The organism is Petroclostridium xylanilyticum (assembly GCF_002252565.1).
Lineage (GTDB): Bacteria > Bacillota > Clostridia > SK-Y3 > SK-Y3 > Petroclostridium > Petroclostridium xylanilyticum.
Genome location: NZ_NPML01000001.1, coordinates 1 through 13,266 on the forward strand (window position 1 = coordinate 1; position 13,266 = coordinate 13,266).

General features: G+C 33.4%; 16 protein-coding genes. 13 read left to right on the forward strand and 3 right to left on the reverse strand.

The features are described 5' to 3' along the window. Positions 1–415 precede the first annotated feature (415 nt). Both CIB29_RS00010 and CIB29_RS00015 read right to left on the reverse strand, forming a co-directional pair. A complete protein-coding gene (locus CIB29_RS00010; protein ID WP_117434588.1) occupies positions 416–1,354 on the reverse strand; it encodes an IS3 family transposase in 939 nt (312 codons plus the stop codon). Continuing rightward, positions 1,351–1,668, reverse strand: coding sequence for a transposase (locus CIB29_RS00015; protein ID WP_094545510.1), 318 nt, complete (start codon positions 1,666–1,668; stop codon positions 1,351–1,353). The genes CIB29_RS00010 and CIB29_RS00015 overlap by 4 nt, the downstream gene beginning before the upstream one ends. A 143-nt stretch (positions 1,669–1,811) precedes the next feature. Here CIB29_RS00015 and CIB29_RS18750 point away from each other — a divergent pair, with 143 nt between their 5' ends. The 11 genes from CIB29_RS18750 (at position 1,812) to CIB29_RS00055 (ending at position 9,359) form a co-directional block, all read left to right on the forward strand. Further along, on the forward strand, positions 1,812–2,273 hold the full coding sequence (locus tag CIB29_RS18750) for a hypothetical protein (RefSeq protein WP_198543670.1): 462 nt from the start codon (positions 1,812–1,814) through the stop codon (positions 2,271–2,273). Between the two features lie 164 nt (positions 2,274–2,437). Next, entirely contained in the window at positions 2,438–2,812 is a 375-nt protein-coding gene (locus tag CIB29_RS00025) for a helix-turn-helix domain-containing protein (protein ID WP_094545512.1), read from the forward strand. Between the two features lie 13 nt (positions 2,813–2,825). Beyond that, the gene (locus tag CIB29_RS00030) at positions 2,826–3,620 is read left to right on the forward strand and encodes an ImmA/IrrE family metallo-endopeptidase (protein WP_094545513.1); all 795 of its coding nucleotides are present in this window, start codon (positions 2,826–2,828) and stop codon (positions 3,618–3,620) included. Beyond that, positions 3,617–4,486: a hypothetical protein gene (locus tag CIB29_RS00035; RefSeq protein ID WP_094545515.1), complete on the forward strand. Its 870-nt coding sequence runs from the start codon at positions 3,617–3,619 to the stop codon at positions 4,484–4,486. Before CIB29_RS00030 ends, CIB29_RS00035 begins: the two co-directional genes overlap by 4 nt. Positions 4,487–4,906: 420 nt before the next feature. Next, on the forward strand, positions 4,907–5,035 hold the full coding sequence (locus tag CIB29_RS19355; RefSeq protein WP_278335780.1) for a hypothetical protein: 129 nt from the start codon (positions 4,907–4,909) through the stop codon (positions 5,033–5,035). A gap of 927 nt (positions 5,036–5,962) precedes the next feature. Beyond that, entirely contained in the window at positions 5,963–6,088 is a 126-nt protein-coding gene (locus CIB29_RS19360) for a hypothetical protein (RefSeq protein ID WP_278335781.1), read from the forward strand. Positions 6,089–6,096: 8 nt separating this feature from the next. After that, entirely contained in the window at positions 6,097–6,423 is a 327-nt protein-coding gene (locus tag CIB29_RS19095) for a class I SAM-dependent methyltransferase (RefSeq protein WP_242965000.1), read from the forward strand. Positions 6,424–6,796: 373 nt separating this feature from the next. Continuing rightward, positions 6,797–7,816 (forward strand): serine hydrolase domain-containing protein, encoded by a 1,020-nt coding sequence (locus tag CIB29_RS00045; RefSeq protein WP_094545517.1) that lies wholly within the window; start codon positions 6,797–6,799, stop codon positions 7,814–7,816. A gap of 217 nt (positions 7,817–8,033) precedes the next feature. Beyond that, positions 8,034–8,429, forward strand: a complete 396-nt coding sequence (locus CIB29_RS18755; RefSeq protein ID WP_198543671.1) for a class I SAM-dependent methyltransferase — start codon at positions 8,034–8,036, stop codon at positions 8,427–8,429. A gap of 12 nt (positions 8,430–8,441) precedes the next feature. Further along, positions 8,442–8,855 (forward strand): hypothetical protein, encoded by a 414-nt coding sequence (locus CIB29_RS18760; RefSeq protein WP_198543672.1) that lies wholly within the window; start codon positions 8,442–8,444, stop codon positions 8,853–8,855. A gap of 96 nt (positions 8,856–8,951) precedes the next feature. Continuing rightward, positions 8,952–9,359: a DUF3626 domain-containing protein gene (locus CIB29_RS00055; protein ID WP_157910152.1), complete on the forward strand. Its 408-nt coding sequence runs from the start codon at positions 8,952–8,954 to the stop codon at positions 9,357–9,359. Between the two features lie 73 nt (positions 9,360–9,432). Here CIB29_RS00055 and CIB29_RS00060 read toward each other — a convergent pair whose 3' ends face one another. Continuing rightward, the gene (locus CIB29_RS00060; RefSeq protein WP_094545521.1) at positions 9,433–10,320 is read right to left on the reverse strand and encodes an AraC family transcriptional regulator; all 888 of its coding nucleotides are present in this window, start codon (positions 10,318–10,320) and stop codon (positions 9,433–9,435) included. Positions 10,321–10,459: 139 nt separating this feature from the next. On the opposite strand from CIB29_RS00060, the gene CIB29_RS00065 reads away from it, so the two are divergent. Next, positions 10,460–12,685 (forward strand): pyruvate formate lyase family protein, encoded by a 2,226-nt coding sequence (locus CIB29_RS00065; RefSeq protein ID WP_094545523.1) that lies wholly within the window; start codon positions 10,460–10,462, stop codon positions 12,683–12,685. Further along, positions 12,675–13,142, forward strand: a complete 468-nt coding sequence (locus tag CIB29_RS00070; protein WP_157910153.1) for a glycyl-radical enzyme activating protein — start codon at positions 12,675–12,677, stop codon at positions 13,140–13,142. Before CIB29_RS00065 ends, CIB29_RS00070 begins: the two co-directional genes overlap by 11 nt. Positions 13,143–13,266 lie beyond the last annotated feature (124 nt).

The window sequence follows — 13,266 nt, forward strand, 5'->3', positions numbered from 1 at the left end:
GAGGTAGAAAAAGATAAAAAGTTTTATGAGGAGTCGGGTGGAGGAGTTACTTTATCAGGAGGTGAGTGTACCCTTCAATTTGAGTTTGTAGAAAAACTTTTAAAAGCGGATTAACCCCCCAATTTTAGAGAATTAGACTTAACATCTCGTAATATCATAGAATTGCTGAATATTCTGTTACCAAGGTACATCAAGACCGATATCGAAGGATAAATTTTTCAAGAATCCCTATTGACAATGAGCCTCTCGGGACATGATTTCCAGCCGAAGGGCCATCCGCACAAATCCCCGCGGGTATTTTTTAGGGCTAGGCTATGGGATTTTGCGGCTGGCGCCTTACCAGGCTATCATACCCCGTCACTCATGGTAAACAGTACTTAAAAAATTTATCCTAACCTTTGAAGTTAGCGGTGTGCTATACTTTAACGATAGATGGCGCTATGCTGCCTGCTAGAGCGGCCAGATAGTATTCAGCCGGTGGTAGGTATTTAAGAGAAGAATGGATCCTGACATTGTTGTAAAAATCCATATAATCCACAATAGCTATATAAGCCTGAGCATAAGTTTTAAATTCATTGATGGATAGGCAATCATCTTCCAATAGACGGTAAAAAGCCTCTATATGAGCATTTTTGTTGGGTGTCTTAACAGGAATCCTTTCATGCTCAATACCTAAACTATTACAAGTTTTCTCAAATACACTACTTATAAATTGTGGGCCATTATCGGAACGTATTACAATCCCTGCTTTACTAGGATCAATATTTCTGCGTTCTACTGCGTTTTTTAAGGTAAATGTTGCATCTTCTCCAGTGCAATAAAGGCCGATATGATAGTCAATGATACTGCGGTCAAAGACATCAATAATTGAAAGGATGTAGAAAAATCGATCCTCACCGGATATGTATCCATACTTGATATCTGTTTCCCAAAGCTGGTTTGGGGCTGTAATCTCCCGATTTTTGGCAATGCGTCTTGGATACTTGATTTTAACCAGCCTTTGAGGCTTTAAAATGCCCAGCTTATCGCATAGACGATAGACCTTCTTGGGATTGATGATAAGGTGATATCTACGCTCTAGAAGTATGTGGATCTTATAATATCCATAACCGAAAGCCTCACCATTAATAAGATCCATAATGTATTCTTCAATCTCACCATCACATACTTTTTCCCCATTGTTATTTAAAGAATACCCGGGAATGGGCCTGCCACCTGCATATGTTCTTTCCCTGCCTGGATTGGCCATCCTATGATAGTACGTAGATGGATTAAGATCAAGGATCCTGAATATCTCTGATGCATTAAACCCAATATCTATGAAGCACTTTGCTGTTTCTATTTTGTGTGTTATAGTGCATTCGTTTTTTTTAAAAGCTCTGACAAAACCTCGATCTCCAGCTCTTTCTTGCCGATAATTCCCTTTAACTGCTGAATCTGCTTGAGGGCAGAATCAAGATCTGTTGGCTCCTGAGATAGATTTTGATATGGGATAAGTGCTTTTTTCTGTATTTCTTTTTGGGGCTGTTTCTTACTATCCCTTACCCAACGACTCACCACAGTTGGATTAATATCGTATTTTCTGGCAACCACACTTGCATTGCCGGTTTCGAGAGCTTCTTTGATTAATTTTTCTTTAAATTCTTGACTGAATTTTCTTCGTTGCATCTTCATCCCCCTTGCTTGATTTTAGTATATCATTGCTAAGCATAATTGTCTAAAGTAGTTAGGGGGCTTATGAGCATATAGTCCTCCTTATATTAAATGAAGTTCAGAATAGGAATTTCATAATAATAGGGAGGGAATATTATATGCTTTTGAAACCAGAAGAAATTTATTTTAAGTTTAATGAGGAAAGTATTGAGATTAAGATTCCTAAGAAATTACTATTGGTTTTGTTGCAGCAGGTAAATAGACACTATGAGATATTAAAGTATGAGGAAGAAATTATAAACAACTTTGCGATACGTGAAAATATCAACAACACAGAAATGATAATGACTAAACTGTTTATCTTGATGGCTGAACCCTATAATAGGAAGGAAATTATATTTGAAATAAGTATAGCAGAATTTTTAGTTCTCAGGGATTTAGTATTTTGCAATTTCTCATTACCACATCTAAGAACAAAGATGAAGCCTTATATCCAACATGCATATAAGAGGTTTTATGATGATATTGAAAACATCTTCGGAATGATAGACAGCGATGAAGTAAAAGCATATTGGGATTATATTAAGAATTACAGAATAAAAGGTTGCATTCTTCATTAGGCAATAGGGAAAAGGCATTAGCAGGAATTAAATTCTGCCGATGCTTTTTTCTTATAGAAAATTTTACAACTGAAAAGATAACCTCAAAAGTTTGTAAAAATATTTTTTACAAACTGTATCTTTTTTTACACTTTTGGTGTATAATATAGCAGGAGGTGTAAAAAATGAGCATTGAATTATTGTTTGAAAATAGAAAATTAATAGGTGAAAATATTTTAAACATTATTAAAGACAATGGATATACAAAGTCCTCTTTTTCGAGGATTACTGATATTTCAAGACCTACTCTAAATGAACTAATCAAAGGCGAAGTTAACAGCCTCGCTACATTCAAAACCCATATTCAAAAGATTTTGGAAAGCCAGAACATGAATGAAGAACAACTACTAAACTATGTTCCAAAATCTAAGACGAAAAAGGAACTTATTTTTGCATTGTCTGACAATGCTCCAGAGAATCATGCCTTGAATCCTAATGCTCAAGAGATGTTTGGTATCTTAGAGGATATAGTTCATATGTGTGAACTGTATTACAATTGAGAAGGTGCAGATTATGTCGGAATTAATAACGAGTAAGAACCTTGAGCAGGTTATTGAAAAAAATAAACTGATTAAAGATGATATATTAAGATTAACAAATGATTTTACAGTCAGGTTTAATAAGTTGGGAGTAACGGGGCAGGATAAACTATCTTTTTCGGTATTAAAAGAGAATCATTTAATCCAGATTCCTATCGATGATGAATATTGGGGCGGGGCTATTATTACAAAGGGAAGTATTAAAATACCAGTTATCAATACAGCCCAGCCCCGTGTCTATCAATATTTTGTTGCATGGCATGAAATATACCATTTGTTCTATGACCTCAGTTTAAGGGATGAGACTCATAATATTGCCGTTGATATGGATTTAAATGAAAGAAGAGCAGATTATTTTGCAGCAAAAATGATTTTTGGCAATGTGTACGACTACTACTATTCATTAGATGATGAAGATTTTATTGACAGAGTCATAAAATGCATGGATGTATATAAGGCACCATATAAGGCAGTACTGATAGAACTGTTTGAAGAAGCCGTTACAAAATATAATGATTTGGATTTAAAAGAAAAAATTCTTGAGCATTTTGATAATAAACCTGAGAACTTAGTGCAAAAATTTATAGATTTGGAATTGGATGCAGAGTTAGTGAAACCCTCATATGTTGTAAGTTTAGGTAGGTTGGAGAAGAAAATACAAAGTGTTATGAAAGAAAACCCAGATGTCTCCCATCATAAAGATAATTATCAGTTTCTGCTCACGCTAAAGAATAAAATTAAAAAAGGAGTGGAGGGGCTTGTCAAATGAAAGGAGAAAGCATAAATGACTTAAAAAAATACCTTTCCACGGGCAGGTCTCTCAAAATTTGCATCCTGGATAATAACTCTGTTGAATTTTTAACATGGGTACGCAAGAGCGTCAGTCCTGAAAAGATATTTAGCCAGTATGATATGATTCTTATCCCCAAATGGGTATGGGTTGAGGTCTGTGATAGTGATAATAGAAAAAGTTACATAAATGATTTAAAACATTGTTCGAAGGTCCAAATTATAGATGAAGTTGATTATTTAACATTGGTAGATTACAAAGAAGCAGAATTATACTATCTGTTTTTGTACTGCTGTTACAATGTGAGCAGGCTTGTTAGTTTTATCAAGAAAAACATCTTAAAAAATAGACCTGTAGAGGATTTAGACCCTTATGAGGAATGGCTTAGCGTGTTTTATGAAGAGGGACTAGACCAAAAGAAACTTTCAAACGGCAGGATTCAAAGGAAAAATGCAGGAGAGATATCTATTTCCGTTCTAAGTTATATCTTTTCCTATTATTACAGTGGAAGCATTGATATTATAACTATCTTCAGCAGTGACAGGGATACATATGAATTTGTTTCTAAGGCTAAAGAAATACTTTATAAAGACGAGCGCTTTAAAGACAGGAGCAACACTTCCATAACTTTCAAATCGAATGATTTATTGATTTATGAATGGACAAGGCTTGGGTATATAGATGAGCAAAATATTCATACCTTTTTGGACAGTTACAGGCAGACGAGGAGAATAAAATTTACAAGAAAAAAACAGGATAATTCAATTGAGGAGCAAGACAAATTGATAGATAATGCAGCATTTTTAGAAATGTTAAAGGACAGCACGATATATTTAATCTTTTGAATCTGGACTATAGTAAAAAGGTTTTAGTAGATTTTAAGCCTACCAAAACCTTTTTCTTATTGCTTTAATATTTCTTATCTTTTTTAAAGTATGATTGAACCTTTACGGTAAAAGAAAGAAGCATAATAAGGAATATACCTTGCAGGGAGCCTGCTGTATAACTAAAATAAACTCCACTCCATGATAATAAAGTTGACTCTGTCAAAATAAAGTTCGTTCCAAAATCCCGTAGTCGAAGCAGGAAAAATCCTGAACGGCTGCGGGATTTACTTTTTATTGAGTTTAGAGTTAAGGGGTAAGGAATAAGGCTAAAGGCATTGATTTTAAAGGATTGAGAGTATTATATATTGGTAGCAGAATTGAAAAAAGATTAGAAGAAACACATGAGAAAATGCAACCTTATACCTTTTCCCTTGCACATTGCCCTTATTCGGAACCGACTTTATTTTAAAAATTACTACAAGAATTAAGGAAGAAATGTTATTAAATGGAATGAAAATATTGAATTTTAGAGCGGACTTTATTATATGGAAGGGATTAGGAGAATAGGGTTAAGGCGAGAAGGGATAAGGGTTAGAGGGTTTGGGGGTTGGAATGGAGATTATTTTAAATATACATTTAGAGTGGACTTTATTATATGGAAAGAATTAGGAGAATAGGGTTGAGGCGAGAAGAGATAAGGGGTTGAGGGTATGGGGGTTGGAGCGGAGATTATTTTAAATATACATAGTTAGGGGTAAGGGTTTTGGGGATAAGGAATAAGGAGTTGTATATAAAATAATAAAGTTTGCTCTGTGATAATAAAGTTAGTTCTATAATAATAAAGTTGGCTCTTTAGAAATAATGTTATTCCAAAATTAATTCTTCACGTTGCTGAGAGCATTTAGAGTCTATTAAATGTTTTGCCTATATTTCTTGATACAAAGGACATTATTTACTTTTTATAAGAACTTGGCGTATTTTTTCTGTTTCATAAATTGCAATTAATGAATTCTGGAAATGAAAAAAGTATTTTTAATGATGGTAAAATTCTTTTATTGTGAAAATAAAGTTATGCTATTAAAATGTGCAAGGAACAAGGAAAAGTACTAGAAATACGAGATTTGATATGAGTTTAGAGAGTGTAATGAGGCCAGTAATCAATAGGGAATTTATACAAGGACTTTATTTGCATTTCCTATAGAACATACTCTTTTTATTCTGTTTCAAAAATGAGAGTATAATAATTTTAAAAAAGAAAAACAAAATTATAACCGATAGAAGTTCTATTAAAATAAAAATAAAGTTGTATTATTTATGTTAAAGCATAATCGGTTATTTCGAGTTTATTTATTGGAGTTCGGGAATTTTGGATATGGGCTATAAAAATGTAGATGTTTTTATAGATGATAGTGTGTAAAATAAAGGTATATGGTACACATTAGTAGAATATAACGAAACAAAGATTATTTATATATGACATGGGGAGGGGACAAAATGGATAAACGTCTTACATTCAATGAAGATGTTGAGAATTATGATAAATGGAGGCCAACATATTGTAAAGAATTATTCAACGATATTATTCAATATTCCGAACTTAATAAAAATAAAAAGCGATAGAAGTTGGAATTGGTACTGGTCAAGCAACTGTACCTTTTCTAGCGACAGGCTGTACTGTAACAGCCATTGAAATTGGAGAAGACCTTGCAGAATACTCGAAAGAAAAGTTTAAAGAATATAAAAATTTCAGTATATATAATACTTCATTCGAGGATTTTAAATGTGATGATAATAGTTTTGATATTCTTTACTCTGCAACAGCATTTCATTGGATTCCTGAAGATATAGGTTATCCAAAGGCATTAAAGATATTAAAAAATGGTGGAACTTTAGCATTGTTTTGGAATAAACCATTTGTAAAACGAGAAGATGATTTATTACATCAAAAAATTTAAAGTATATACCAAAAGTATAGTTCCTCAAATAAAAAATCTATAGAAAATGATACAGAAACATATAATAAAATAGCAAAAACTATTCAATCGTATGGTTTTAGATACTTACAAGTAAAGTTACATCACCAAACAAGAGTATTTAACTCTTCAGATTATATTTCTCTATTAAATACATATTCAGACCATAGAAGTATGCCAGAACCCACAAAGCAATTATTATACAATGAAATTGAAAATGCTATCTTGGAATATGGCAATGTTTTAAAGATATATGACACCATAGATTTATATTTGGCGAGAAAATAATGTTTTTATCACCATTGTTGATGGATGCAAATAAAAATGTTCCGATAGAATGTGAGGTTTAAAAGTAATGAGCATATATTTAAAGGACTTCTTTGTCCAAAAGTATAGTAATGACACACCTGGAATGGGAGTTATTGCCAATCAAAAAGGCAAAATAGTGTTTAAGGATATGATTGGTCTTGCAAATTGTGAACATAAAATACCGATAGATTTAGATACAGTCTTTAATTTGGCTTCTGTCTCAAAACAGTTTGCAGGTATGGCTATTCTCCAACTTATTGAAAAAGGAGAACTTCATACAAGTGATAAAATGATTAAATACATACCAGAATTGCGGCATTACGCTGATAATGTTACAATCTATCAATTGGTTCATCATTCGTCAGGATTAATTGATTATAATGAACTTCTTTGGCAAAAAGCCAGAAATAATTCTCTTTATTCCACTAATGAAGAAGTTCTGAGTCTGTTGAAAAGTGAGGAACATCTTTGCTTTATTCCTGGCAGCAAATTTGATTACTCTAACTCCAACTATGTGATGTTGGCATTGATTATTGAAAGAATAACTGGCTTAACATTTAGAAATTACCTAAAACAGTATATTTTTGATGTAATAGGTATGCAGAACACCACTGTCTTTAATGAAGAACAGCCAATCATATCCCACAGAGCCTATGGGTATGAGAAGAATGGAGAACAGTGGAAATGTTTTTATGTAGATACACTTGCAACGGGATGTGCGAATGTTTTTTCTTCTTTATCGGATTTGAAAAAATGGGATGATGCCTTATATGGCGATAAACTAATAAGAGAGGATACGAAGAGTGCAATATTTAAGCCAGGTCTGGACTCGTCTGGCAATATATTAACTGCATCATGGGGTGGATATAGTTATGGGTGGATGATACAAGACCGATGCGGAGAAAAGACAATTTGGCATACAGGTGGAGATGCAGGTTTCAGAAGTATCATTGTCAGATTTTATGAAAAGGAATTTAGTGTTATCTTGCTCTGTAATTCAGCAAATTTAAATTGGCAGGATGCCTATGCGTTTATTGAAAATTTATATAAGCAGTTCAATGAGTAACTTTAATTTTGTTAAAGAAACTCCTATGGATTTATATAAAAAGTGCATACAATGTGCGATTGATAAACTCAATAAAGTAGACTCAATAAAGAAGGCAAGGCATTGACTGTTACTAAAATTACTGATAACGCATATATAAAATCTATTTTATATAACTGGGAATTTAAACTAGAGATAGATGATTTGATATTTACAGATTCTTATACGGAGGATATATATGGATAATATAAGTGAGGTATTTGAGTTTTATAATGCTGGTGCGGAAATAGGCAGATTAGAAAGAGGACTTGGAAAAGTAGAATTATATAGAACTAAAGAAATATTGCAAAAATATATTACCAGCACTAATAATATAATTTACGATATTGGTGGAGGTATCGGAATTTACTCTTCTTGGCTCGCAGAGTTGGGAAACGAAGTACATCTTTTAGAATTAGCACCATCGGCAGTTGAATATGCAATTAAGAATCAAAAGGAAAATAATACGTACATAGCAGAGGTTTGTGACGCAAGAAATGTTAACAGACCGGATGAAAGTGCGGATATTGTATTGCTTATGGGACCGTTGTACCATTTGCAAAACAGGGATGACAGACTGCAAGTTCTGAATTAGGCAAGAAGAGTTTTGAAGAAAGGTGGTCTTTTATTTTCAGTAGGTATTTCAAAGTTCAGTTCTACAACCTGGGCACTGTCAGCCTACGGAAAAGACAATAACTTTTTGGATGATGATATATTTTATAATATGATTAAAAATGAATTATCATCAGGTATTCATATCAGACCTAAAGAATATCCAAATTTAATTGCACAGGCATATTTTCAAACTCCATCAGAATTACAAAAAGAAATTGAATCGGTAGGTTTTAAAACAATCCAAAAGCATACAATAGAAGGAATAATCTGGTTTACACCCTGTTTAAATGAAAAGTGGGAAGATGAGAACAGCAGGGAAAGATTGTTAAATATTGTAAGATACACAGAAAACGAAGAAGAAATTATGGGAATGAGTCCACACTTTATGGTTGTATCGAGGAAATAAATATTATCTTTGTTTTTACTCTATTCATATTGGTAAAAAAATGTGAAACAAAGATTAAAAGGTTTATTTTTATTTGGCGGGAAATGAGGTGTTATTGTGTTGCATTATCAAAAAGACGCTATTGATAAAGTGAGAAAATATGCGGAATCGAAAAATGCAGAACATACAGCATATTTAGAGAAAATTTGCAAGCCGTTTAATGTTGATGTTTGTTTGCTGATAAATCAAGTTTTATCTAAACCTATTACCATAAATTTGCATACCGACAGATTTTCTAATAACGGAAAAACTGTTATGGGAAACTTGTTAGAACAGGGACAATATCATGGTCAATTTCGTACTGGCACAACCAATGGTGGAAAATCTGCATTTATCGGCGGAGATAGATTTTTATGGGAACAACGTATATTTTTTGATGCTTACCCTCCCGAATCAATAGACCGTCCTAAATATGGTGCTTTAAATATTTTGATTCAACATTTAATGTTGAATCAAAATTATTAAATTATCTCACATATGTAATGAACTAGAAAAAAGTACTGCTTTTTATGACAAATTAACATATTTTAGAGCAAGACTAATGCTTTACTAACTTACGATATTCTTTTGCACTTACACCTCGCAGCTTTTTAAATACTCTTGAGAATGTAGAATAGGAATCAAAGCCTGTTTCATAGGCAATATCTGTTATAGAGATATTTGTTGAAGCAAGTAGGGCACAGGCATTTTGAATACGAACTTCATTTAAAAAATCCAAATACTTAACGCCCAGTATTTTTTTGAAAGATGTACTTATATAAGGCACGCTCATATCAAAAACTTCAGATAAATAATTTAAGGAAAGTCTTTCATTGTAATGAGTATGAACGTAATAAACAATATCCCAAAAACGACTATTATGAGTGTGAGTAATGGAGGATTTAGTATGATTTGCGGTTGATGATAAAGAAGATTTTTGCCTCCAGTTTACTGATAATGCAAGTGCTTCAATTATTTTTGCCTTTGCAAGAATATTTCCTGTGAGAGTTTGATCATAATAATGATGATGCATTTGCTTAAATATCTCATTCATTTTTATAGCTTTATCCCCTTCGAGGTGAATAGAAGAAGATAAATCCGGATGATTTCTAAGTAATAGTTCCCCCAACTCTGAAAAAATATTATTTTTACCTATAAGCAGTTCCATACTTATGGTGACTACATAATATTTAAGAGGTGTATTGGAATCATAGTAAAGTGAATGAACTTGATAAGGCAAAAGGATAGAAAATGTTCCGGGCTTCATCACATGAGATTTCCCATTTATAGTTTCTCTACCCATTCCTTGGATAACATAACTAAACTCAAGAAAGTTATGACTATGAGGGATAAAATATTTTCTATCTTCATGAATTTCAATATGATAATCACAGGATGCATTTGTACGTAAATCCTTAATTTTTTCTAAATGAACAGGGAAGTCCATAAAAACACCTCTTATTTTTTATTATATCTCATATGTTAAAAAATGCAATGTTGGATTAAAAAAATGAGTATCTAAAAAATATACATTCGTTATAATGGAATACACATAAAGTTATATTTCAGGGTAAAAGGGGGATATTATGGATTATTTAAAAGAGCTAGAGTATGCTGTAGAATTTACTGAATTATATAAGAACTGTTTATCTATGCCGAAAGAGTTAAGAGAGGTAAAATGTCTTGAAATGCAAATTGAGCATGTACTTCAGCCCATCCAGGAGAAGGACTTAGTCGCAGGATTTATGAAGCACGGATTTGTAGGATTTAGTCCGCAGTATGGTGGCATATATACCTATTATTTTCATAAAGAACAGGTACAAAAGGCGTTAGGTGCGCTTGGAGGTTCTATTACATCCGATTTTGCTACACAGGTACAGGAAATGATAGATTTTTGGGAAGAAGAACAAACGATGAGCAAACTGAATAAACGATTTAAAGATACTCATGGTTTTATACTTCCACAAGCGTACACACAACCGGGATTAGCCAATGCGTTTGCAAGGATTGCCGGAACTAATGTAGACCTCGATAAACTTATTAGACTTGGAATACCGGGATTAAGAGAAGAAATTCAAAAGGCGAGAAAGCAGAAGGACAATGCATTTTACGAAGCCCTTGAACGTTCATTGGATTTACTGTGCAAGGCCTGTGACATATATATAAGGAATGCAAAAGAATTATTACAAGAAGAAACTCGTACAAAGAGGAGAAAAGAATTATGCGAAATGATTTATATTTTAGAAAATATTAAGATGCAAAAGCCTGCGAGTTTTAAAGAAGGTGTACAGCTTTTCTGGATATATGCAGTGGTTTCAGATTTAATGAACTACGGAAGAATGGATGTTTACTTAGGAGACTTATATTGTAATGATATAGACAACGGTGTTATCAGTGAAGAAGAAGCTATAGAATACTTAAGTTCACTGTGGAGACATTTTGTAAGAATAGGAAAAGTGCATGATTGTCGTGTCATTGTAGGAGGAGTAGGCAGAAGAAATGAAGAGAAAGCGGATCGGCTTGCGCTTACGATTATGGAAGTTTCAAGGAGAGTGAAAGAGGTAGTTCCACAGCTGACCTTAAGATATTACAAAGGGATGAATGAACAGCTTTTAGATACAGCGCTACAGATCATTGGTGAGGGCTACTGCTATCCGATTATATATAGTGATGAGACGAATGTTCCTGCGATTATGAAAGCTTATGAAGTTAGCAGGGAGGAAGCAGAAAGATATGTCCCCTTTGGCTGTGGTGAATATGTATTAGAAGGGTTAAGTACAGGTACACCAAATAACGGAATTAATTTATTGAAGGCATTAGAGCTTGTCTTGCATGATGGCTATGATAGAGTATGGAACATGCAATTAGAAGAACCTTTTGGTGGGATTGAAAAATTAGATACGTTCGATAAGTTATTTGAACAATATTGTGTATATGTGGAAAGAAATGTTCGATTATTAGCAGAACAAATGAAAATGAATTATGACGTTGCAGGAGAAGAGGCAGGATACCTTTTTATTTCACTTCTTATGGATGACTGCATCAAGAGGGGCTGTCCGTTACTTGATGGTGGCGTAAGATACCTCAATGCTGCTTCAGAAGTATTTGGTATGATAAGCTGTGCAGATAGTCTTTCAGCGATAAAAAAGCTTGTTTATGATGAAAAAAAATTCACGCTTCAACAGGTAGTAGAGATGTTGGATGCAAATTTTGAAGGCTATGAAAGAGAAAGAAAGCTTTTTAAGAAAGCGCCAAAGTATGGGAATGACGATGAGTATGCTGACAATATGGCACAGAAAGTATTCAATCATATTGCAGAAGCGACGATGAGAGAGGGAAAAAGAGTAGGGCTAAACAAGTATCTAATGGTCAGCGTAAATAATTCAATGAGTGCAGAATGGGGAGTATACTGCCTTGCGTCTGCATGTGGAAGAAAATATAAAGACCCTATGGCAAATGGTAATGGTGCTTCTATAGGTGCAGACCAGAATGGCCTGACATCTCTTCTGAATTCAATGTCAAAATTTAACAACACAAAGCATGTAGGAGTAATTAATAACATTAAACTTACAAAGAAAATGTTTAAAAATTCATACGAAAAGTTGAAGAATGTAGTCGTTACTTTTTTTAATCATAATGGGGTACAGCTAAATTTCTCTTGTGTCGGGAAAGATGACCTTGAGAATGCAATGAAAGAACCGGATAAATATAGAAATCTTATTGTTAGAATAGGTGGTTTCAGTGCCAGATTTGTAGAATTAAACCCTGTTGTACAAAATGAAATCATTAGGAGAACGACTTATGAAGGATAATAAAGATATAAAAGCAATGATATTCGATATCCAAAAGTTTTGCTTACATGATGGTCCTGGCATTAGAACCACTGTCTTTTTTAAAGGATGCAATGCAAGATGCAAATGGTGTCACAATCCGGAGTCTATCTCGAAGAACAAGCAGCTTTCCTTTGATAGCGCAAAATGTGTTTTATGTGGAGAATGTGAAAAGATATGTCCACAACATGTGCATGAAATAGAGGATAGGAAGCATCATGTTTATTTTAATAAGTGTATCAGCTGCGGGAAATGTATCGATGTGTGTATACCCGACGCACTTAAAATGATAGGGAGAGAAATGACGGTAAGTGAAATAATACATGAGGTAGAAAAAGATAAAAAGTTTTATGAGGAGTCGGGTGGAGGAGTTACTTTATCAGGAGGTGAGTGTACCCTTCAATTTGAGTTTGTAGAAAAACTTTTAAAAGCGGATTAACCCCCCAATTTTAGAGAATTAGACTTAACATCTCGTAATATCATAGAATTGCTGAATATTCTGTTACCAAGGTACATCAAGACCGATATCGAAGGATAAATTTTTCAAGAATCCCTATTGACAA

Coding starts and splice junctions, on each gene's coding strand:
- CIB29_RS00060 (WP_094545521.1), bottom strand. CDS start 10,320: ATGGACTTCCCTGTTCATTTAGAAAAAATTAAGGATTTACGTACAAAT.
- CIB29_RS18750 (WP_198543670.1), top strand. CDS start 1,812: ATGCTTTTGAAACCAGAAGAAATTTATTTTAAGTTTAATGAGGAAAGT.
- CIB29_RS18755 (WP_198543671.1), top strand. CDS start 8,034: ATGGATAATATAAGTGAGGTATTTGAGTTTTATAATGCTGGTGCGGAA.
- CIB29_RS00025 (WP_094545512.1), top strand. CDS start 2,438: ATGAGCATTGAATTATTGTTTGAAAATAGAAAATTAATAGGTGAAAAT.
- CIB29_RS00045 (WP_094545517.1), top strand. CDS start 6,797: ATGAGCATATATTTAAAGGACTTCTTTGTCCAAAAGTATAGTAATGAC.
- CIB29_RS00065 (WP_094545523.1), top strand. CDS start 10,460: ATGGATTATTTAAAAGAGCTAGAGTATGCTGTAGAATTTACTGAATTA.
- CIB29_RS00070 (WP_157910153.1), top strand. CDS start 12,675: ATGAAGGATAATAAAGATATAAAAGCAATGATATTCGATATCCAAAAG.
- CIB29_RS00030 (WP_094545513.1), top strand. CDS start 2,826: ATGTCGGAATTAATAACGAGTAAGAACCTTGAGCAGGTTATTGAAAAA.
- CIB29_RS19360 (WP_278335781.1), top strand. CDS start 5,963: ATGGATAAACGTCTTACATTCAATGAAGATGTTGAGAATTATGATAAA.
- CIB29_RS00035 (WP_094545515.1), top strand. CDS start 3,617: ATGAAAGGAGAAAGCATAAATGACTTAAAAAAATACCTTTCCACGGGC.
- CIB29_RS00015 (WP_094545510.1), bottom strand. CDS start 1,668: ATGCAACGAAGAAAATTCAGTCAAGAATTTAAAGAAAAATTAATCAAA.